Origin of the sequence: Pantoea sp. alder81 (assembly GCF_020179835.1) — a bacterium.
Lineage (GTDB): Bacteria > Pseudomonadota > Gammaproteobacteria > Enterobacterales > Enterobacteriaceae > Pantoea.
Map to the genome: position 1 here is coordinate 816,673 of NZ_JAIUDA010000001.1, position 22,437 is coordinate 839,109.

General features: G+C 53.9%; 17 protein-coding genes. 9 read left to right on the forward strand and 8 right to left on the reverse strand.

Annotation, left to right across the window (positions count from 1 at the left end; translation table 11 throughout):
* Position 1 precedes the first annotated feature (1 nt).
* Positions 2–1,321 carry an MFS transporter gene (locus tag LBW88_RS03925; protein ID WP_224928500.1) on the reverse strand — a complete coding sequence of 440 codons (1,320 nt, stop codon included), beginning with the start codon at positions 1,319–1,321 and terminating at the stop codon, positions 2–4.
* A gap of 270 nt (positions 1,322–1,591) precedes the next feature.
* Between LBW88_RS03925 and LBW88_RS03930 the strand changes: the two genes are divergently transcribed.
* Positions 1,592–2,884, forward strand: a complete 1,293-nt coding sequence (locus tag LBW88_RS03930; protein WP_224928497.1) for a Fic family protein — start codon at positions 1,592–1,594, stop codon at positions 2,882–2,884.
* Between the two features lie 63 nt (positions 2,885–2,947).
* Here the strand turns inward: LBW88_RS03930 and LBW88_RS03935 are convergent, their stop codons facing one another.
* Together LBW88_RS03935 and LBW88_RS03940 are read right to left on the reverse strand one after the other, a co-directional pair.
* Positions 2,948–4,267 carry an NtaA/DmoA family FMN-dependent monooxygenase gene (locus LBW88_RS03935; protein WP_224928494.1) on the reverse strand — a complete coding sequence of 440 codons (1,320 nt, stop codon included), beginning with the start codon at positions 4,265–4,267 and terminating at the stop codon, positions 2,948–2,950.
* The gene (locus LBW88_RS03940; protein ID WP_224928491.1) at positions 4,264–5,193 is read right to left on the reverse strand and encodes an aliphatic sulfonate ABC transporter substrate-binding protein; all 930 of its coding nucleotides are present in this window, start codon (positions 5,191–5,193) and stop codon (positions 4,264–4,266) included. The genes LBW88_RS03935 and LBW88_RS03940 overlap by 4 nt, the downstream gene beginning before the upstream one ends.
* A gap of 368 nt (positions 5,194–5,561) precedes the next feature.
* Here LBW88_RS03940 and LBW88_RS03945 point away from each other — a divergent pair, with 368 nt between their 5' ends.
* On the forward strand, positions 5,562–7,922 hold the full coding sequence (locus LBW88_RS03945) for a membrane-bound PQQ-dependent dehydrogenase, glucose/quinate/shikimate family (RefSeq protein WP_224928488.1): 2,361 nt from the start codon (positions 5,562–5,564) through the stop codon (positions 7,920–7,922).
* A gap of 59 nt (positions 7,923–7,981) precedes the next feature.
* Here LBW88_RS03945 and LBW88_RS03950 read toward each other — a convergent pair whose 3' ends face one another.
* From LBW88_RS03950 to LBW88_RS03960, 3 genes are all read right to left on the reverse strand, one after another.
* Entirely contained in the window at positions 7,982–9,448 is a 1,467-nt protein-coding gene (locus tag LBW88_RS03950) for a catalase (protein ID WP_224928485.1), read from the reverse strand.
* A gap of 95 nt (positions 9,449–9,543) precedes the next feature.
* A complete protein-coding gene (locus LBW88_RS03955; protein WP_414004064.1) occupies positions 9,544–10,098 on the reverse strand; it encodes an AAA family ATPase in 555 nt (184 codons plus the stop codon).
* The gene (locus LBW88_RS03960) at positions 10,095–10,715 is read right to left on the reverse strand and encodes a LysE family translocator (RefSeq protein WP_320442519.1); all 621 of its coding nucleotides are present in this window, start codon (positions 10,713–10,715) and stop codon (positions 10,095–10,097) included. Before LBW88_RS03960 ends, LBW88_RS03955 begins: the two co-directional genes overlap by 4 nt.
* A gap of 138 nt (positions 10,716–10,853) precedes the next feature.
* Between LBW88_RS03960 and LBW88_RS03965 the strand changes: the two genes are divergently transcribed.
* Positions 10,854–11,495: a glutamate racemase gene (locus LBW88_RS03965; protein WP_224928479.1), complete on the forward strand. Its 642-nt coding sequence runs from the start codon at positions 10,854–10,856 to the stop codon at positions 11,493–11,495.
* Between the two features lie 47 nt (positions 11,496–11,542).
* Here LBW88_RS03965 and LBW88_RS03970 read toward each other — a convergent pair whose 3' ends face one another.
* On the reverse strand, positions 11,543–12,058 hold the full coding sequence (locus LBW88_RS03970) for a DUF6622 family protein (RefSeq protein WP_224928476.1): 516 nt from the start codon (positions 12,056–12,058) through the stop codon (positions 11,543–11,545).
* Between the two features lie 468 nt (positions 12,059–12,526).
* Between LBW88_RS03970 and LBW88_RS03975 the strand changes: the two genes are divergently transcribed.
* The 3 genes from LBW88_RS03975 (at position 12,527) to LBW88_RS03985 (ending at position 16,219) form a co-directional block, all read left to right on the forward strand.
* Positions 12,527–14,527: a TonB-dependent receptor gene (locus tag LBW88_RS03975; protein WP_224928474.1), complete on the forward strand. Its 2,001-nt coding sequence runs from the start codon at positions 12,527–12,529 to the stop codon at positions 14,525–14,527.
* Positions 14,528–14,565: 38 nt separating this feature from the next.
* Positions 14,566–15,711 (forward strand): YncE family protein, encoded by a 1,146-nt coding sequence (locus LBW88_RS03980; RefSeq protein WP_414004070.1) that lies wholly within the window; start codon positions 14,566–14,568, stop codon positions 15,709–15,711.
* 109 nt (positions 15,712–15,820) lie between these two features.
* Positions 15,821–16,219: a hypothetical protein gene (locus tag LBW88_RS03985; protein ID WP_224928471.1), complete on the forward strand. Its 399-nt coding sequence runs from the start codon at positions 15,821–15,823 to the stop codon at positions 16,217–16,219.
* 50 nt (positions 16,220–16,269) lie between these two features.
* Here LBW88_RS03985 and LBW88_RS03990 read toward each other — a convergent pair whose 3' ends face one another.
* Positions 16,270–16,497, reverse strand: a complete 228-nt coding sequence (locus LBW88_RS03990; protein WP_224928468.1) for a hypothetical protein — start codon at positions 16,495–16,497, stop codon at positions 16,270–16,272.
* A 142-nt stretch (positions 16,498–16,639) separates the two neighbouring features.
* Here LBW88_RS03990 and LBW88_RS03995 point away from each other — a divergent pair, with 142 nt between their 5' ends.
* Genes LBW88_RS03995 through LBW88_RS04005 form a run of 3 tightly spaced genes read left to right on the forward strand, consistent with a single transcriptional unit; the run spans position 16,640 to position 22,377 of the window.
* The gene (locus LBW88_RS03995; protein WP_224928465.1) at positions 16,640–17,788 is read left to right on the forward strand and encodes an efflux RND transporter periplasmic adaptor subunit; all 1,149 of its coding nucleotides are present in this window, start codon (positions 16,640–16,642) and stop codon (positions 17,786–17,788) included.
* A gap of 1 nt (position 17,789) precedes the next feature.
* A complete protein-coding gene (locus tag LBW88_RS04000; protein ID WP_224928462.1) occupies positions 17,790–20,951 on the forward strand; it encodes an efflux RND transporter permease subunit in 3,162 nt (1,053 codons plus the stop codon).
* A gap of 1 nt (position 20,952) precedes the next feature.
* On the forward strand, positions 20,953–22,377 hold the full coding sequence (locus tag LBW88_RS04005) for an efflux transporter outer membrane subunit (RefSeq protein WP_224928459.1): 1,425 nt from the start codon (positions 20,953–20,955) through the stop codon (positions 22,375–22,377).
* The last annotated feature ends 60 nt before the right edge of the window (positions 22,378–22,437 follow it).

The window sequence follows — 22,437 nt, forward strand, 5'->3', positions numbered from 1 at the left end:
ACTACAACGCCTGTGGTGCTGCCACGGCTGGATCATCGGCCTGCAGGCGTTTTTCCGGTTGCAACAGCGTCATCGCCAGCATACTGCCAAACGCGATGCAGGCGGTGACGGTAAACATCGCGTTGTATCCGTAATATTCCGCCAGCCAGCCGGACAGCATCGGAGAGATAATAGAAGCGATGTTGGCGATCGCCAGCGTCATCCCACTGTAAGCGCCCACTGATGCTTTCGGCGTCACATCAATCACCACTGACCAATAGACGTTATTCACCAGCGCGTTGAGAGCGTTACCCAGCGTCATCAGTGCGATAATGCCTGCCGCTGACCCCACCCATGGAATGGCCATAAAACAGCACGCAGTGGCGCATAAAGTGACTGAAGCGAAGACATTTCTCGCCAGGCGTAAATTGTTAAAACGCGCCAACAGGCGGTCGGCAATACGACCACCGAGCAGCACAGTAAAGCAGGCACCGCTCCATGGAATCATCGCCACATACCATAGCGAATGGAGATCGTAGTGGAAGTTATCCTGCAGATACTTCGGCAGCCAGGTGACTAGCGTGAAGGTGATATAGAGGAAGCTGAAGTAGCCGAGTGCGTTGCACACCAGGGTACGGCTGGTGAAGAAACGCCACCATGGCAGCGCACCGTCATGTTGGCTTTCACGCTTTTGCCCATTGATGATCAGCTGACGTTCCGCCGCATTGGCGCGGGGATGCAGCAGCGGCGTGTCGGTAAAGTTGCGTGCGAAAAGTAACATCGCCAACAGCGAGAAGGCCCCGAGCAGAATAAACATCATGCGCCAGTCGTCGGTTAACAGCAGCAAGCCCACGGCAATCGGCGCGGTCAGCAGTGAACCCACCTGAGTGCTGAGCAAGCCGATGCTCAGCGCAAAACCCCGTTCATTATCCGGGGCCCAGTGGGCGATGGTTTTGTTCATCAACGCATAGGCCGGACCTTCTGAAAAACCAAACAGGATGCGCAACGCGGCAAATCCCATAATGGCCGAACCACCAAACAGCGCCATGCCGACTTCACCGGCCCACGCGGTGGCAATTTCCAGCAGTGACCACAAGATACCCGCCATCAACCACACTTTCTTGGTGCCAAGCCTGTCAGCCAGGAAGCCGCCGCACAGCGAGCCGAACAGGTAGCCAAAACCGAAATAGCCTAATACCGCACCCAGTTGCACTTTGGTGAAGTGAAACTCCTGGGAGATGGCGTTAGCAGCAAACGAGAGTGCGCCGCGATCAACGTAGTTGATCAGCGCGATGAGAAACAGCAGGGAAAAAATAGTGTAGCGAGTAGAGGATGCTTGCATAGCGCGACTCCTGAAAAAGAACACAGGAATCATTAAGCAAAGCTGATGCCAAAGTAGTAAGGCTGCTAATAATTAGCGCGAGTGTGCGGTGTAAGGCCTTACTGTAGCAAGGGCGTGCCCATCGTAAGCCTGGCTGCACCAGCATGATCAGATAAGCGTTCTTTTATAGTGCGTGCAGTCTTCAATTTGTGTTTATACGTGAATGCCATATTGGTAACTCCGCGTCATCTCAAGTAAACTCAAAATAACCCATTTTTGAGATTGCTTGCGATGAGATTGCGTCGTCCCCCCCAACAACTGCTTGAGACACAGACCAGTATTGAAAACGCTGAATGGCTTAGCCGCTATTCCGAGTGGGATGCGCGCTATTTGCACTTTGACGAACTCAGCCGTCGAATCCGGGATAGTGACGAACGATTGGCGGTGTGGAGTGCATTAAAATTCAAACGTCGCAGCACGGCTCAACATTTTGTCATCGCGTCACAAGAAGTCAGTTGCAACTTTACCGCAAAAATCAACGCGGCCATTTCTCTGGTGGATCGCATGACGTTTGCGCGCAATGGCCAGCCTACTGATGAGGACGCGGCCTCCTATCTGATGTCCCAATTGATCATGGAAGAGGCGATCTCTTCCAGTCAGCTCGAAGGCGCAGCAACGACCTCACGCGTGGCGATGGAACTGCTGGCGGTAGGCCGGGAACCCCGTAACGAAGATGAAAGCATGATTATGGGGAACTGGCGGCTGATGCAGCATATTGCCGCGATGGGAGAGGGACCGCTAACGCGTGCCGATATTCTGCACATGCATCACATTGCCTGTGCAGGTATCAATGACGAAAAATATCGGCCGGGGGAGGTGCGCTGCAATAACGATGTTTTTGTCGCAGGACGTGACGGCGAAATTATCCATCAACCGCCCGATCACACCCTATTAAACGGCATGCTGGATGCGTTATGCGCTGAAGTCGAATTTCTTGAACAGCAGGGAACACACCCATTGCTGGTGGCTTGTGTTTTGCACTTTGCCATGGGTTATATCCACCCATTTAATGATGGCAACGGCCGCACGGCGCGGGGCTTGTTCTATCATCATTTGATTCGTCGTGGCTATCATGCGTTCCGTTATATATCGATCAGCAAACTCCTCAAAGCGGCCGCCGTCAAATACGGTATGTCATACCTTTACAGCGAAACGGATGAGCTCGACCTGACCTATTTTGTCCAGTTTCAGTGTGAAATAGTGATGCGAGCAGTGAACGCATTCACAGATCAAATTACTACGCTGCGTCAGGAGCGGTCGCGGCTGGTGCACTGGGTAGAGGAAAATATGACGTTGGCGAAGGGTGAGCTGGACATCATGGCCATTGCGCTGCATGCGCCGGGTTCTTTGTTGAGCGCCGCCGGTGTGAAATCCAGACTCGGTGTCGCCGATAATACCGCACGCAGTCGTTTAAAAAATCTTGCCGATCAGGGGTTACTGAGGCCCATCAAAGAGGGCAAGGGCACGGTTTATCAAGCACCGGTCTCACTCTGGAAACTTAAAGAGTGGTTGAAAAAACGCTGAGAGATCGCAAGTAATCGCAATAAACATGATTTTTGAGATTGCTTGCGATCATGCGTGAACGCATTAATGAAAGCGATTAGCTGGCTTAGTCAGTCCTAAACGTTCGCGCAGCGTGCCCGCAGCATAATCCTGATGAAACACGCCCGCATCCTGCAAACGAGGCACCACCTGGCTGAGGAATAGATCTTCATTTTCATCAATGTAGGTGGGGAGAATAACAAACCCATCACAAGCTTGATGTTGATACCACTCAGTCATCTGTTGCGCGATATGATCCGCCGTACCGGTCGGTGAGGGGAATGACAAACTCTCCGCGTAGCGTTTGGCCATCTCTCCCAGAGTGAGTTTCTGCTCTATGGCGTTGGCAATCACGTACTGAAAACGTCCTTTACTGCCGGTAATCTGCTCGCGCAAATCGGGCACCGGACCATCCACCGGATACTGTGACAGATCGATATTCATGCTGGCAGAGACAAAACTGAGGCCGGATTCCACGGTGATCAAGGACTTGAGGTATTCAGCGCGATCGCGTGCATCCTGCTCGCTGTGGCCGACAATCGGCACTAATCCCGGCATGATACGCAGTTGATCAGGCTGACGCTGATAGTGCTGCGCACGCTCCTTAATGGTTTGATAGAACTGCTGTGCGCGTTCCCGGTTTGGTTGCACCACAAACAGCATCTCCGCGTGCTGGGCGGCCAAATCGATAAAAGCCTCAGAAACACCAGCCTGAATCACCACCGGATGCCCTTGCGGCGGACGGGGCAGGTTCAGTGGACCTTGCACCTCGAAAGACTCGCCCTGATGATCGAAACGGTGAAAACGTGCCGGATCGGCAAAGCGCGCGCGGCTTTTTTCCACCACCAACGCATCCTCTTCGAAACTGTCCCAGAGCGCTTTCATCACGTCGATGAACTCTGCCGCGCGGCGATAGCGATCCTCATGACTGAAGTGCTGGCTGCGGCCGAAATTACGTGCTTCTGCATGGGTTAATGAAGTCACTACATTCCACGCAGCGCGCCCACCGCTGATGTGGTCAATGTTGGCCAATTGTCGCGCGGTGGTATAGGGCTCGGAATAGGAGGAAGAGACGGTGCCACCTAAGCCAATATGATCGGTGACCGCCGCCAGCGCGGCCAGCAAGGTGAGCGGCTCAGACCAGCCCACCTGGCGGTGTTGTACGGTATGCGCCAGATGTCCGCCGTACACATCATCAATCGCCAGCTTATCCGCTACAAAGATCATATCGAGTTTTGCCGCTTCAGCGCGTTGGGCAATTTTACGGTACAGCGGCCAGTTACGGCCACCGGTCGTAGCGGCCTGCGGATGACGCCAGCCACCCTGATGAATGCCCGAGTCGAGATACAACGCCAGATTCATCATGGTTTAGGGGTTCCCTCTTTGCCAAAGAAGGATGCATCGACCAGGCTGCTCGCTTGCAGGCCGGGCTTGATCAATCCGCTGCGTGCGAAAGTATCAATGGCTGCCTGCTGACGCTGCGCCACCAGCGCGTAGTCTTCCACCGGAGCGTTGTTTTCACGCTGAACTTTACTCAGAGCGACGGTATCAGGCAGGCGCAACAACGACGCAATGCCATTCGCATACTCCTGCGGATGAGCCACGCCCCAGGCGCGGGCGCGAATCAGACGCTGTCGGAAATCAGCCAGCTCCGCGCGTTTACTGCTGATGGCGCTATCGGTGGCCACCAGATAGTTGGAGACCGGTGCCTCCTTGCCGTCAATGGCGATGCGATCACCTGACTGAGCCACTGCAAAAGAGACATAGGGTTCCCATGTGGCCACCGCATCCACGGCACCGTTATCCAATGCCAATGTCGCCTCAGCAGGCGTGGTGAAAACAAAATTAACACTGTCATCAGGCAATCCGGCCTGGTGTAGCGCGTTGAGCACCATGTTTTGACCTGATGAGCCCTTCACCGTGGCCACTTTTTTGCCTTTGAGATCGGCAATGGTATGAACAGCGCTGTCCTTTTTGACCAGCAACCCGTTACCCAAATATTGCGAGGCCTGAATGGCGCGAATTTTAGCCCCTGCCGCTACAGCAAAAGCCAGCGGGCCATCACCGACTAATCCGGCATCCAGATGCTGTGAGTTGAGTGATTCCAGTAGCGGCGCAGCGTTAGGGAATTCGTACCACTTGATTTCATAAGGCACGTTGGTGAGTTCACCGGCTGCGGACATCACGGCACGGGCATTGCCTTTCTGGTCGCCCACCACGAGTTCCGTGTTGGCGGCATAAGAGGTAAAAGTGGCAGCTAATAATGCGCTGACGAGAAGCGTAACTTTCATGGTGTTTCCCTGAGAAAAAGAAAACAGCGTAAGTTTTCCGCTACAGCAGGCGTAGTAACAAATCCGCGCAACGATATGCAGTTACCGCAAAAGCCGCGGATGGTGAAAGATTACGCACTTAACGTTATCAAAAAATGCGATTTATCCTCACTAATGATTAATTCTCACTGCGAAAAATAAAACGTGATTTCAATCACAGATTGAAGGCTGCCTGATTTGTCAGTGATTAGCCCGGCTACATTCATAAGCGGAGCTAACGACACACTCAGCAACGGGTTTTTACTCTTCGATAACGTAAGTTAAAATTCTGTTGAGTTTATGTAGGATTATTTTGGGTGGAAATTAATGAAAAACGTTGAGGGATTGGCATGGTTAACAAATTAACCAGTATCGTGCTGGCGATTCTGGCATTAGCGCTGCTCTATATGGGTGGGAAGCTGCTGATGCTGGGCGGAAGTGCGTTCTATGCACTGATGGCGGTGGGCTTACTGATCACCGCCATTTTACTGTTCAGAAACCAGCGTAGTGCGCTGGCGCTGTATGCGGTTCTGATGTGGATTACCCTTGCCTGGATTATCTGGGAAGTGGGCTTTGATAAATGGCAGTGGATCCCGCGCGGCGACCTCTTCGGCGTGATCGGCGTCTGGCTGGCAATGCCGTGGGTGGTTAAACCGTTGTATCAGGGCGAACGCCGCTTCCACACCTTCCTGGGTGGCACGGTGATCGTGATGATTGTGGTGGTGATCGGTCTGTGCTTCTACGATCCGTTACCGCAGGCGGGCACAATTAGCAATGCGCGTGAACAAGCTAGCGAGCAGGGCGCCGCTAACGACTGGACCGCGTACGGCGGGACGACTGATGGCCAGCGTTTCTCTTCACTGAATCAAATCACCAAAGAGAACGTGCAAAACCTCGAAGTGGCCTGGACTTACCACACTGGCGATCTGCGTCAGGATGCGGATGCCAGCGAATACACCTTCGAAGCGACGCCGGTGAAAGCCAACGGCATGCTGTATTTCTGTACCCCACATAACGAAGTGCACGCACTCGATCCGGAAACCGGAGCGGTGAAATGGAAATATACGCCGAATAAAGATCGTTCTTACCTGCAGCAGCACCAGACCTGTCGTGGCGTGAGCTATTACGAGCAAAGCCCGGTTGCCGCGCAGGATTCAGCAGCCGCCCCGGCTATCTGCCGTAAGCGCATCTTCAACGCCACTACCGATGCACAGCTGATTGCTCTGGATGCCGATACCGGCAAACCTTGTGCTGATTTCGGCACCAACGGTGTGGTGGATCTGCATGCCAACATGGGCGAAGTGCGTCCACATGCGTTGATGCAAACCGCAGCACCGCTGGTGGCAGGCAAGCTGGTGATTGTCGGTGGTTCTGTGATGGACAACGGCTTCAACAGTGGCAACCCGTCAGGCGTGATTCGTGCCTATGACGCCGAAACCGGTCGTCTGGTATGGAATTTCGATCCGTCGAACCCGGAAAATACTGCGCCAATCGCTGCGGGACAGAACTATCCGCAGGATACGCCAGTTGCCTGGGGCACGCTGAGTGCTGACCTGAAAAATGGTCTGGTGTATGTGCCGTTTGGTAACGCGTCACCGGATGAAGTGGGTATCGAACGTGATGCCAACAGCAATACCGAGAAGTTCCGCGACGCATTAGTGGCGCTGGATCTGCAGACCGGTCAGTTTAAATGGCGTTATCAGAGTTCCAACCACGATCTGTGGGACCGCGATAACCCATCACAGCCGTCGCTGTTGGATATCGATTACCAGGGCCAGAAACAGCCTGTGGTGATCCTGCCAACGAAAACCGGCAACCTGTTTGTGCTGAATCGTCTGACCGGTCAGCCGGTGTATCCGGTTAATCAGGTGAAGGTGTCCACTGAAGGTGGTGTGCCGGGTGAGAAGTTTGCCGCGACACAACCGGTGTCGAGCCTGAACTTCATCCCAGACCCGTTGACCGAAAAATCAATGTGGGGCATCACGCCGTTCGATCAGATGTCATGCCGCATGGACTTCCGTTCACTGCGTTACGATGGCAACCCATGGACGCCAGCAACTGAAGCCGGTTCGCTGATCTTCCCGGGTAACATTGGCGTGTTCAACTGGGGTTCAGTGGCAGTCGATCCTCAGCGTCAGATGTTGATTGCCGCGCCCGTGCGTCTGGCCTACAAATACAATCTGATCAAGCGTACGCCGCAGACTGAAACACAGCGTATGTTCACCAAAGATGGCCAGCCATACTGGAACGAAAACTTCCAGGGTGACTACGCGATTCACATTCAGCAGTTGGCATCAGGCCTCGGCATTCCATGTATCGCGCCACCTTGGGGTCGCATGGTCGGTGTGGATCTGAAAACCGGTAAAACCGAGTGGTTGCGCCGTGTGGGTGTGACTAAAAACCTGAAAACCAGCTTCCTGCCAGGCCGCTTCCCAATCGGCTTCCCGATGGGCATGGTGGCGCACGGTGGTCCACTGCTGACAGCAGGTGACCTGGTGTTCCATGGCGCAACCGCGGATAACTTCTTCCGCGCTTACGACAGCACCACCGGTGAACTGCTGTGGCAAACCGAGCTGAGCGCTGGCGCACAAGCCACGCCGTCGACCTTTATGGGTAAAGACGGTAAGCAATACGTGGTGATTGCGGCAGGCGGTCACGGTTCGCTGGGTACCCAGGCGGGTGACAGCGTAGTGGCGTTCCGTTTGAAGTAATGAAGTAATGAAGTAATGAAGAGGGGCGCACGCTATTCGCAGCGGCGCCCTTTTTTTATTTAGCGTTTTGCACGTTCCGCCTGCACCTGCTGTGCAATACGGTCACCTATAACTCTATCGATGTTGCGCCAGTACTCAAACGCGCGTGACAGCACGGGTTCCTCAACGCCATCTAACAAATGCCCGCTGACGTTGTTCACCAGCCGATCGCGTGCCGCATCATCCATCACTTTATTCACCAGCGTATTGGCCTGACCGAAATCATCATCATCCTTACGCAGCGTATACGGCGCACGCACCATGTTGCCTTGTGATTCCCAGGTGGAGTCGGTGGGATAACGCTCGCCATCCGCCACCGGACCGCCTTTGGAGTTGGGTGCATACACCGGATCGGAGACCGGATTCATCCGCATCGCACCATCTTTGCTGTAACTGTGCACCGGGGAATGCGGCGCATTGACCGGAATTTGTTTGTAGTTCACACCTAACCGCGCGCGGTGTGCATCGGCATAAGCAAACACACGACCAATCAACATTTTGTCAGGGCTCAGACCAATGCCCGGTACCAGATTGTTTGGCTCAAACGCAGCCTGCTCGATCTGCGAATGGTTGTCGGTAGGATTGCGATTGAGCTGCAATTTGCCCACTTTAATCAGCGGGTAGTCGGCATGCGGCCAGACTTTGGTGAGATCGAACGGGTTAAAGCGATAGGTCTCGGCTTCGGCAAACGGCATGACCTGCATGTAGAGGGTCCAGCTGGGAAACTCACCGCTTTTGATCGCGTTAAACAGATCGCGGGTGTGGTAGTCACCATCTTGTCCAGCCAGCGTATCTGCGTTTTCCTGCGCCAGAAACTCCACGCCCTGATCGGTTTTGAAATGATACTTCACCCAAAACTTCTCACCTTGCGCGTTGACCCACATGTAGGTGTGGCTTGAATAGCCGTTCATATGACGCCAGCTTTTGGGAATGCCGCGATCGCCCATCAGCCAGGTGACCTGATGCGCCGATTCTGGCGACAGCGTCCAAAAATCCCACTGCATATCGTGGTCACGCAGATTGTTGTCGGCACGGCGTTTTTGCGAGCGGATAAAGTGCTGAAACTTCATCGGATCACGAATAAAAAACACCGGCGTGTTGTTGCCCACCATGTCGTAGTTGCCTTCGCTGGTGTAAAACTTAAGGGCAAAACCGCGTGGATCGCGCCAGGTGTCCGGGCTGCCGCGTTCACCTGCAACGGTTGAAAAGCGCATCACCACATCAGTTTTGGTGCCGGGCTGAAATACTGCCGCTTTGGTATAGCGGCTGACATCATCTGTCACTTCAAAATGGCCAAATGCGCCGCTGCCTTTGGCGTGAGGCTGGCGTTCTGGAATACGTTCGCGGTTGAAGTTCGCCATCTGCTCGATCAGGTAGTGATCGTGCAGCACCAGCGGACCATCTGGCCCAACTGAAAGAGAGTGTTCATCGCTGGCAACCGGAATGCCTGCATCCGTGGTGGTCGGTTTACGATCGTCATTGCTCATAATATCTCCAGCTTTTGTAAGGTTAATACAACCCACTAAAGGTAGCAGCGCAGGCCAAACTTGCAGGCGAAGCGGGAGATTGGTTAAGAGCAGAACTAACGTATTGAAGGGTGCTCTGAGAGAAGACCCCATTCGCGATAGGCCAGGTTAATGTCTGCTGAGGAGCTAAGCAACAGCTTGGGTAAGGTCCATTCCGCATACATGCGTTGGTTGCGCGGGCGATGGCGCCGAGAGGTGATAAGCAGATAACGCGTCATTTCCCAGGTCAACTTCTCGCGCTGATGTGAGGGGACAACACCACCAATGCGCTGGGCATCAAACAGCGTACGACGAAGATAGCGAAAGAAACTTTGAGTCGGTGGCAGGTCAAGCAGAATGATACCGCTGGCACGCGTTAAGCGGTCGGGTAGCGTGCGCACATAATTGCCGTCCATGACCCAGCTTTCCCCTGCGATAGCCTCGAGATGCAGTTGCCGGAAATCTGCTTCAGCACGCGCTTGCCAGTGCGTGTCCGGCAGATGATAAAGCTGGTCCAGGTGGATGAGCGGGCGCGCTGTCTTGCTGGCGATAGCCTGAGCCAGCGTCGATTTACCGCTGTTTGAGGGCCCCAAAATGCAGATGCGTGGGCCGAAGTCGCTTAATGCCATCATGATGAAAATCCTTTTAATGTCATAAAAAGCTGAACCAAATTGCTGATAGCAAAGAACACCAGTATCAGCCCGCCACCGATGTTGATGGCGATGGACAGCTTACGGATATTGATCACTCGCGCTGAAGTCAGCAGCGTAAAACAGATGATGACCAGCCACAGCGCCATGATGGCGACATGTATTGAGGCCAGCAGCAAATAATGAAGTAATGCATGATCACGACCAGCAAATTGCGATACCACGGTGAGATACAGCATCACCGCTTTGGGGTTAAGCACATTGGCTAGCCAGGCATCTTTAATCCCCATTCGGGCGCTGCGGTAGGAGGCTACGGGTTGGGAAATATGACGACCTCGACGCAACAGCTGTATGCCAAGCCACAATAGATAAGCGGCACCCGCCACGCTTAACAGATTAAAGATAATGGGAGATCGTACTAACAGGGCGCTGATGCCTAAGCCAATCAGCAGCGCATGGGTATAAATACCGAGCGCAGTGCCGAGAATGATCGCCGCCAGCCCGCGCGAGCCTGCCACCAGCGTGTTGTTAATCGCGAGGGTGAAACTCGCTCCTGGCGACAAGGCCACCGGTAAAATCGCAATGATAAAGGCGAGCACGTGCAGGTTCATGAGGGTAACGGCTAATGAATGTTAAATAATTTTGAATATTATTAGACGGTGAAGCAATAATCTACCGCTGCAATCACGCCGCCAGGACTAAGCGGACATTTAAATAGCACAACAATAAGGACGACCATGACCATCGCTTGCCTGCACACCGCCGCCAGTAATATCGCACTGTTCGATCACGCGGCACACTCCCTTGAATTACCTCCCCATACACTGAGCCATATTGTGATGCCACACCTGCTGGCTGAAGCCGAGCTGAGTGGCGGTATGACGCAGGAGCAGCGGCACCGTTTGGCACAGCTGCTGCACAGTTTCACTCCGTGGTTCGATGCGATAGTGATCACCTGTTCAACGCTGGGGCCCGTGGCCGACACCTTCCAGCCGCAAAAATCGGGCTGCCCGGTATATCGCGCAGATCGGATGCTGGCAGATCATCTGCATCAAATGGCAGGGGCTGCACTGGTGCTCTGCGCGGCTGAATCAACTTTAGCGGCTACCCGTCTGTTGTTCTGTCCACCGACGCTGCCAGCGGAAAAACAGCCGCAGGTCGCACTGATTCCTGACGCCTGGGCCGCATTTAAGGCGGGTGATCATCAACGCTATCACGCGCTTATCGCCGATGCGGTAAAACGGGGGCGTGAGCAGGGCGCACGACAGGTCGCACTGGCGCAGGTCTCGATGGCGGCCGCCGCAAACAGCATGCCGGAGAGCGAGCGTCCATTGACGATTCCGCAGCTGGCATTAGCCGCGGTGATCGCAAAGCGTTAATGTCGCGGAGAGGGCGCCTGAGGGTGGCGTCCTCCCTTTTTTACCCGCTAAATGGATAATCTCTTACGCTGTCGATACCAGGGAATGAAATAAACCAGCATGCTCCCCCAGAATATCCCCGCAGTAACGCCGCTGATTGCACCGTGAATCAGATTAAATGACAGGGAAGCGATTAATTCAGGGTGTAAAGCCACAGAAACGGAAAGCGTATATTTGGCGGAAAAGGCTAATAACATAAATATTAATGGCAACACCGAACCTGGGCGAATAATCGTGCCGCGATTTTCACTGGAGGTGGGTTTGCCTGTCGCGTGAGACAACATGGCACCGATGATACCCCCAATCAGTAAACCGATAATCATAGAAAAAAGCGTATAAGCGACCCAGGTGGTTTCCCGAAATACGCCATAAAAGCCCCAAACTAAAAACAGCACAGGAATGTAGAACAGCTTCTGTACCGCGACTTCACGGGTCTTTAGTGCCTTAATGCCACGGAAAATCAGATAGATGAATAATACCCATACCCAGGCTGGCGTATGTTTAATCAGTTCAATAAGTCCCATTTTTGTCTCCAGTAGCCTGAGCAAGGTTAACAAAAAGCATTAATAACCCGCTTGTGATTTAAAATCACATCACTGTGAGATTATTTTAGTGCAAATGTTGGTTGGGCGGTAAAAACCGTTTAACCCTACAGGTTAATAGATCCGCTAATAACAATACGCTTTCACAACGGTGTAATATTTATTTGCATCAATCGATATTAGTGATTATGGTTGGCAACACTTTTTTACGCTTCACGATCATCTTCTTATAACAACCTCTGCAAAAGAGGTGGCTCTGCTATTGCCGTTAGTCAGGGGAATAAAGGCTGATGGCACTCAATAAAATGTGGGTTGTGTCAATAAACATGAATGTTTTTTTAAACCTTTGGGATGAAGGAGACACGCGAAATGCGTTAGTCTATTACCACACACCACGGCTATTATGCGCGTCGTAAAGCCATCAGTATCGCTATCGGCCTGTGTATTGGCATGTCGGGTTCCGCCGCCGCCGCAGAAAAGGACTCGGAGGAAGTTGCCAGTAGCCGGGAGCGTAACTATCAGGATGAACAAGAGCTGGTGGTCACCGGAGAGAAAACGGAACGATCGATTTTTGATACCGGTTCGAGCGTTGAGGTTTTTGATAGCCGCAGGATTGATTCCCTGCCCGGCGCTGAAACCGTTTCAGACTTATTGCGCATGACCGCGAACACCGTCGATGTCGGTATCGGCAACGATCTGCCAACGGTGCGCGGGGTGGATGGCTCCGGTCCCTCGACGGGTGCAGGGGCGTTCCTCAGCGGCACTCGCCCGCGTTTAGGGTTATCACTGGACGGCCGAGCGCTCACCTACAATGAACAGGCTTACGGACCGCAATCGCTGTGGGATTTAGACCGCGTTGAAGTGTTTCGTGGGCCTCAAAGTTACATTCAGGGTCGCAATGCCATCGCCGGTGCGATTGTGATGACCACCAAAGATCCCAGCTTCGAATGGGAGAGTGCGCTCAAGGGCGGATTCGGTAATCAGCACGCCTCACAACTGGCGGCGATGGCCAGTGGCCCACTGATTGATGATCAACTGGCGTTTCGTGTCAGCGTTGATCGGCAGCGCCGCCGCAGTGACATCGATCTGCCCGCTTACACGCCGGTGGGCGATCCGCGCGAAGTGCAAACCACCAATGCGCGCGCCAAACTGCTGCTCAATCCGGCGGGGCTGCGTGATCTCACCACTAAACTGACCTTTAACCACTCGGATGCCGGTGCGCCGCAAAACGAGAGCCTCAACCCCATGCCGCATCCCACCAATTCACGCTATGAATGGCGGCGACCGGTGTTCAAAAGCAATGTGAACAGCGGTATCTGGGACATGGCGTGGGAAGCCAGCCCCACATTGAGGCTGGAGAACAAACTGATTTATACCGGCTTCAACATCAACCGCTATACCGCGCTCACTCAGCCACACGCGAAAATTGATGGACGTGAAGTGCATGTCGAGCCGGTGCTGCATTTTGGTGACAGTGATAGCCGCCTGCGCGGCCTGGCAGGCCTGCGCTACTTTGATGCCTCACAGGATGAATCGGTCTATATCTTTGGCGGATCGACCTTCAAAGACTCAACGCGCACCCAATCGGCCTACGCCGAAATGACCTACGCCATTACGCCACAGGTGGACATCACCGCCGCCAGCCGTGTGGAGAGTGAACATCGACGCCGCGTAGGTGGCAGCAGCAGCGTGCGCGTCGATCTCGATGAAACCTACAACGTCTTCCTGCCAAAAGTGGATGTCGCCTGGAAGCCGCAGCCGGGACAGACCTATGGTGCTCGTATCGCGCGCGGATATAACGCCGGCGGAGCCGGGATCACCCTCAGCGCGCCGATTACCAGCTACACCTATGATTCCGAGTACGTCTGGAACTACGAGCTTTATAGCCGCCATCAGGCGACGGAAAATCTGGTACTGACAAGCAACATTTTCTACAACGATTATAAAGACATGCAGCTACCGTATTATCTGGCCAGCGGTTCATCGGTGATCCGCAATGCCGATAAGGTTGAAACCTATGGCACAGAGCTGGGGGCTAACTGGACGCCACGTTGGGATCTCAATCTGTTTGGCAACGTGGGTTTGTTGAAAACGCGGATTAAGAAGTTTGCCAACAGCGGCGTTGAAGGGCATGACCTGGCGCGTGCACCCGCTTACACCGCAAACATGGGGGCAAGCTGGCAAATCGCTGCCGGTTGGGAAGTCAGCGGCAACGTCGCCTTCTCCGACTCCTATTATTCAGCGTATGACAACGACTCACGCGGACGTATTGGTTCTTACTGGTCAGCCAACGCGCAACTGGCTTACACCTTCCTGTATGGCCGCGCCACGCTGTTCGCTCAAAACCTGTTTGATTCCGATCGTAAAACCATGGTCAGCGGCAACGATGTTTATGGTGCCACGCTGCAACGCTCGCGCATGATAGGTGCGGCGTTAGAACTGACATTCTAAGGAGAGAGATGATGAAAGGAAAATTCATGGCTTCATTGATGCTACTGGCGAGTGTTGCAGCGAATGCGGAAAACGTGCGTCAGGCGCTGGCTCCGGCGTTGGTAGAAATGGCCTACAGTCCGAAGCAAAATGCGCTGTTTGTCAGTGCGCCCGACTGGAAACAGGAAGCAAAATCCAGCGTACTGCGCCTTAATCCGCTGACGTTAAAAGCCGAAGCCACCATTCCACAGCAGGTTAAAGGTTTCGGTGTGGCGCTGGATGACAGTCACAATCGCCTCTATCTTAGCCAGGGATTTAACGGCGCCGTTGGCGTGGTAGATACCGCCGCTAATCGGGCGCTGCACGATATCGTGTTGCAAAACAAAGTTAATCTGGCCGCGGCTTATCGCACGGCGGGGATTGGCGGCCAGCGTTTAGCCTATCTGCTGGAGGAGTTACAGCGCTTCGGTATCAGCGATGATTACTTGTACAAAGTACGTGAAGTGAAATATGACGCGCGCAGCGGTCGACTGTTTTTACCCGGTCTGGGCTACGGCGTGGAAAGCGTGCTGTTCGTGGTGGAGACCCGCAAGCAGCAGCTTGAGAAAGTCATTCCAGGTTTTGGCTTTTACGCCACCGGTATTGCGATTGATGAAGCGGGGCGCCGCGTGTTTGTCTCCAATATGCAGGGGCAGCTGATGACGCTGAACGCGGATACGCTGCAGATCACGCATACGCAGGAGATTGAAGCCGATCAACTGCTTAATCTGGTCTATGACCCGCAGGGACATCGTCTGCTGGGCGTTGACCAGGGTATCGATCGTGACAAGCCGCGTAATAACTATCTGGGACGCACCTACACTCGGCGCAGCAGCGGACATCAGCTGTTTGCCCTGGATGCAGACAGCGGCAAGGTCCTGGCGAAGGTGGATACCGATCAGGTGCCGATTGGTTTACTGCTGGATGCGCAGCAGCAGCGTATTTATGTCACCAACCGCAACGGTGTCAGAGTCGAAAAGGGCGCAGGGACGGTGACGATATTTGATGCTCGATCGCTGCAACGAATTAACACCCTGGCGTTGCCTCCGCACCCCAATAGCCTGGCATTGGACGAAGCTAATCAGGCCCTGTTTGTCACCGTGAAAAATGACGGTGCGGCGACCAAAGCGGGAACATTAGAGAGTGTGGTACGTATCAGCGAGTAACAGCGCGGTATGAAGTCGCGGTGTGATTGATGATGTAATCCTGCAGTAACCGGGAGCCGTAAAACGTCATCAATCCACCGCTGCCTCACAAAGGAATTTATATCAAATTATGAAAAAGTTAATTGCCTTATCACTGGTCTGTTTTTCACTCCACGTGATGGCACAGACGCCATCTGCCAAAAAACCGTTTTTCGACAGCAAAAGTTATCAGGTGTATTTGGACACCAGCAAATGCGTTGAGGGCGATGTGGAGTGCGATGGCATCATCTATCACTCGATCAATAAAAAGAACCATCACGAACTGACGATTAAGGGTTCGACGCTGAACATCGGCCCGTCACATGATTTCCGCGGCTATATATTCCGCAACGGCGATTATAGCTATGTGCTGTCACCTGCAGCAGGTGCGGGTAACGACGACAACCACGTCTGGACGCTGCAGGTTTCACAGCACCAGGCGCAGGGCGACAAGGTGCTGTTTAGCGAAAATGGCAACGTGGTCGAATAAATCAGCCTGCGGGAGTCGGCACATTTACCAGCCAGGTGCCGCTCCCCTCATCAATTTGTAGCGAATGCTGCCAGTTGTCCCCCTTGCTTAAGCGTGACCTGCAACTGATAGTCTCCCGGAACCAAACTCAACCTTTTCATGCCATCCTGTTCTTCCGTGTTTTGCGGCTTGCCGTTGATTTCTAACTGAGTGAGCTGGGTAGCGTCCGCTGCGCGCAAATAAATCTGCGCGGGTGTAGCAGGGGCAGGCGCCACAGTGGCTTTAGATGACGGTGTCATATTCTGCTCGGCCACCACTACTAAAGGTTTTGTTGGAGCGATAGCACGGCACGATTAATCTCTTTTCATTTTCCTGACAGTTGAGGTAGTGCTAATTTGATAGACTTCAACTTGAGAATGAACGTTCACTACAGGGTTATTCATGAAGAATTTTCAGCGCAGTGTGATCGCCGGGTTGGTGATGTTAGTCGCCGCTTGTGATCAAAGCAGCAATCAACAAGCCGCGGCAACCACCACGGAAGTGGGCGTGAAAACGTTGCAAAACGAATCGGTTACGCTGGACAGCCAACTTGCCGGGCGTGTTACTGGCAGTATGACCTCCGAAGTTCGCCCGCAGGTTGAAGGCATTATCCTCAAGCGCCTGTTTACTGAAGGCGATGAAGTGAAAGCGGGTCAGGTGCTATATCAAATCGATCCTGCCAGCTATCAGGCCAGCTACGATCAAGCGCTCGCACAATTAAAGAACGCACAGGCGTTAGTCAAAAGCAGCAAATTAAAAGCAGAGCGTTACGCTGCATTAGTGAAAGAGAATGGCGTATCGCGTCAGGATGCTGATGATGCATTGGCAACCTATCAACAAAACGTGGCGTCGGTGGATCAATATCGTGCCGCCGTGGAAAGTGCGCGCATCAATCTGAATTACACCCAGATCAAAGCGCCGATCAGCGGCCGTATTGGTATTTCATCGGTGACGCCAGGAGCGCTGGTGACTGCCAGTCAAACCACCGCGCTGGCGACCATTCGTGCCCTCGACCCGATTTATGTCGACCTGACCCAATCCAGCGTGCAACTGCTGAAACTGAAACGTCAGCAGGCGTCGTTGCAGCAGAGCACTGACGCCGTACCGGTTACAGTGAAACTCGAAGATGGCAGTGCCTATGACCATCCGGGCAAGCTGGAGTTGACGGAAGTGTCGGTAGACGAAGCCACCGGTACCGTGACGCTGCGCGCCATCTTCCCTAATCCGCAACATGAACTGCTGCCGGGCATGTATGTGCGAGCCAATGTGACCAACGGCGTAAAATCCGATGCGATTCTGGCACCGCAGCAAGGCATCACGCGTGATGCTAAAGGCAACGCCACGGCGCTGGTGGTGGATAAAGAGAACAAAGTCGAGAGCCGTGAAGTGGTGGCTGACCGCGTGATTGGGAATAAGTGGCTGATTACCTCTGGCCTCAACAGCGGTGACAAGCTGATTGTTGAAGGTACAGGAAAAGTGCAGGCGGGCATGAGTGTGAAAGCCGTGGAAGTGATGCCAAACGATAAAGCCGCGACCAGCGAGGGTAACTGATATGTTGGCTCAGTTCTTTATTCGTCGGCCGGTGTTTGCCTGGGTTATTGCCATTTGCATTATGATGTTCGGCTTGCTCAGTGTTAACAGTCTGCCTGTGGCGCAATATCCTGACGTTGCGCCACCGCAGATCAGTATCCAGGCAACCTATACCGGTGCATCGGCGGAAACGCTGGAGAGCAGCGTCACTCAGGTGATTGAGCAGCAGCTCACCGGACTGGATGGTCTGCTCTATTTTAACTCCACCAGCACGGCATCGACCGGGCAGGTGAAAATCAACGTCACCTTCCAGCAGGGCACCGATCCAGATATCGCTCAGGTCCAGGTGCAGAACAAGGTTCAGCAAGCAGAGAGCCGTCTGCCTACCGCGGTGACCACTCAGGGTGTCACCGTAGAGAAAGCGCAGAGCGACTTCCTGCTGATCCTCGCGGTGTACGATAAAACCAATAAAAGCAGCTCTTCCGATGTGGCTGACTATATGGTCAGTAATATGGAAGACACGCTGGCCCGTGTGACCGGTGTGGGTAGCGTACAGGTGTTTGGTGCCGAATACGCGATGCGCATCTGGCTGGACCCAAGCAAGCTTGCTTCTTATTCACTGATGCCGTCGGATGTCACCACCGCGCTGGAGAGCCAGAACACCCAGGTCTCTTCCGGTCAGTTGGGCGCACAGCCAGCCAGTAAAGAGCAGCAATTGGTGGCGACGGTGCGTTCGCGTTCACGTCTGCAAACCCCAGAACAGTTCCGCAATATCGTACTGAAAAGCCAGGCGGACGGATCGGTGGTGCGCCTGAGTGATGTGGCACGCGTCGAGATGGGTGATGAAGACTACAGCGCCAACGTATTGGCGAACGGTCATCCGGCATCGGGTATCGCCGTGCAGCTGGCATCGGGTGCCAATGCGCTCTCCACTGCTGAAGCGGTAAAATCCACCATCAATGAGTTCCGCAGCAGCATGCCCGCTGGCTATGAAATTGCCTATCCACTCGATAGCACCGATTTCGTGAAAATCTCAATTGAAGAGGTGGTAAAAACGCTGATTGAAGCGGTGATCCTGGTGGTCATCGTGATGTTCGTGTTCCTGCAGAACATTCGTACCACATTGATCCCAGCGATTGCCGTGCCGGTGGTGTTACTGGGCACCTTTGGTGTGCTGTCACTGTTCGGTTACTCGATTAATACCTTAACCATGTTCGGCATGGTGCTCGCCATCGGCTTATTAGTTGATGATGCGATCGTCGTGGTAGAAAACGTCGAGCGTGTGATGCGCGAAGAGGGATTGCCACCACGACAGGCCACCGAAAAATCGATGAGAGAGATCACCGGCGCGCTGGTGGGGATTGCATTGGTGCTGTCAGCGGTGTTCCTGCCGATGACCTTCTTCAGTGGCTCAACCGGCGTGATCTATCGTCAGTTCTCGATCACCATTGTGTCGTCAATGGTGCTGTCGGTGATTGTGGCGCTGACGCTGACGCCGGCACTCTGTGCCACCTTACTGAAACCGCATAATCACGAAAGTGGCACCAAAGGTTTCTTCGGCTGGTTCAACCGCAGCTACGAAAAAGTGCAGGGACGCTATCAGAACGGCGTCGGCCATGTGGTGAAGAGTTCAGTGCGCTATCTGCTGCTGTACGGTGTGCTGCTGATTGGCTGTGCCGTGCTTTATATGCGTCTGCCGACCGGCTTCCTGCCAACCGAAGATCAGGGCTATATCATGGTGCAGTATCAGCTTGCACCGGGCGCCACGGAAAACCGTACCAGTGAAGTCCGTCGCCAGGTGCAGCAGTACTTCGCCACCAAAGAGAAAGATAACGTTAACGTCAGCATGCTGGTCAACGGCTTCAGTTTTGCCGGTAGCGGACAAAACGCCGGTATTGGCTTTATCTCGCTGAAAAACTGGAGTGAACGTAAAGGCACCGAGAACAGCGCTGATGCGATTGCCGGCCGCGCCATGGCGGCACTCTCCAGCATTCGTGATGCGCAGATTTTTGTTTTGTCACCGCCTTCGGTCTCTGGCCTTGGACAGTCAAACGGCTTTACTTTCGAACTGCAAGGGCGCGGGGCGACCGACCGTGACCAGCTGTTGAAGATGCGTAACCAGCTGATAGCCGAAGCCAATCAGGATCCGGTGTTGAGTGCGGTACGTGCAAACTCACTGCCTGATTTGCCGCAATTAGATGTGAGCATTGATGATGCCAAAGCGCAGTCGCTGGGTCTGACCATCAGTGACATTAACACTACGCTGAGCGCAGCGATTGGCGGCAGCTACGTCAATGACTTCACTGACCGCGGCCGCGTGAAGAAAGTCTATATTCAGGGCGACCAGCAGTTCCGCAGTAAGCCGGAAGATATCGATCAATGGTACGTGCGCGGAACGGATAGCAGCAGCAATACCACCATGGTGCCGTTCTCTTCATTTGCCTCGTCGCAATGGGCGTACGGACCTGATGTGCTGTCGCGTTATAACGGTCTGGCCTCGTATGAGATAGAGGGATCGTCAGCCTCCGGTAAGAGTTCGGGCGATGCCATTACCGCGATGGAGAAACTGGCGGCCAAACTGCCGGCTGGCACCACCTTTGCGTGGAGCGGGCTCTCATATCAGGAAAAACTCTCGGGCAACCAGGCAATGTCGTTGTATGGCATCTCGCTGATTGTGGTGTTCCTGTGTCTCGCTGCGCTGTATGAGAGCTGGTCAGTGCCGTTCTCGGTGATGATGGTGGTGCCGTTGGGCGTTATCGGTTCGTTGCTGGCGATTACGCTGCGTGGACTGGAAAACGATGTCTATTTCCAGGTGGCGTTGCTGACCATCATCGGGCTATCAGCGAAGAACGCGATTTTGATTGTGGAGTTCGCGGAGGATAACTACCGCAAAGGCGAGAATCTGGTGAAAGCCGCGATTCACGCTGCCACCATGCGATTGCGTCCTATCATCATGACCTCACTGGCGTTCACCGCCGGGGTGCTGCCGCTCGCCATCTCCACGGGTGCCGGGGCTAACAGCCGTATTGCGATCGGGACCGGCATCATCGGCGGCACCCTGACCGCGACCTTGCTCGCCATCTTCTTTGTTCCGCTGTTCTTTGTTCTGGTCCGTCGCGTATTCCCGGCGATTCCGCATGACGATGCACAGTCAACTGAATCTGCTGTGAAGGCGGAGGAGTAATATGTCTGCAAAACTTTTAATGGTGTTTTTGCCGTGCTTCCTCGCGGGTTGCGTGTCACTCGATCCGCACTACGATCGTCCTAAGGATGCGATAAGCACCACTGCGCCAAGCGGTGATGCCTATCGCTCACTGCAAGGGACACCGGCTAACTATCGTGATATCAGCTGGCAGGATTATGTGCTGGATGCGAAGTTACGCCAGGTGGTGGCGATGGCGCTGGACAGCAGTCGCGATCTGCGTGAAGCAGTGGCGAGTGTGAAATCAGCTCATGCTCAATATGGTGAGCAGCGTGCGGATCTGTTCCCAACCCTGAGCGCAGGCGTGAGCGGCACGCGGTCACGTGCCTTAACCGGGGAGGGAAATCAAACGGCCCTCAGTAATACCTATTCGGCGGAGGGCAGCGTCAGCTCCTTCGAGTTGGATCTGTTTGGTAAGAACCAAAGCCTGTCGCGTCAGCAGTATGAAACCTATCTCGGCACGCTGGAGGGCGCACGCAGCACGCGCCTGACGGTGCTGTATAACACCGTGGATTACTGGTTACAGCTGGCCGCCGACCGCAGCAATCTGGCGATCGCCAAAGAGACGGCGGAAAGTGCGCGCCAGTCGCTGGAAGTAACGCGCAAACGTCTGCAAAATGGCGTGGATTCGATGGTGGATGTTGCTTCTGCAGAAACCACCTATCACTCTGCGCAAGCGGATGTGGCCAGCTATACCACCAGCGTGGCGCAGGATAAGAATGCGCTGGATTTGGTCGTGGGAAAAAGCGTGCCTGACGCGCTGCTGCCTGAGAATATCGAGTCCATCGGCAATGCATTGAAAACTGTGCCAGCAGGGATCTCTTCGGATGCCCTGAATAATCGCCCTGATGTGTTGCAGGCCGAGCATAACCTGAAAGCGGCGAATGCCAATATCGGGGCGGCACGCGCTAACTTCTTCCCGAGCATTACCCTGACCGCTAGCGGTGGCGTCGGAAGTTCTGATTTGTCATCGCTGTTCAAAAATGGTGCGGGCATTTGGTCGTTTGCGCCCAGCATCTCGTTGCCGATTTTCAAAGGCGGTTATAACGTTTCCTATCTCAACTACACCAAAGCGCAGAAAGAGTATTACGTGGCGGTGTATGAGAAGTCGGTGCAAACCGCGTTTTCGGAAGTGGCGGATGCGCTGGCGCGGCGCGGCACCATTAACGATCAGCTGACCAGCCAACGTAATAATGTTGCCGCATCGCAGACTTACTATCATCTGGCCGACCTGCGTTATCAGAATGGTGTGGACACTTATCTGAATGCGTTAACCGCTCAGCGCACCTTGTATACCGCGCGCACCAGTTTGGTTAGCGTGCAGCAGGCCTATTACCAAAACCTTAATACCTTCTACAAAGTGTTGGGTGGTGGTACGGCGTTGAAAGAATCTGAACTGAAACTGTGATGATCGCCCCAGGTCGATGCGTTAACGACCTGGGGAAAAATGTAACCGGATTTATAGCCG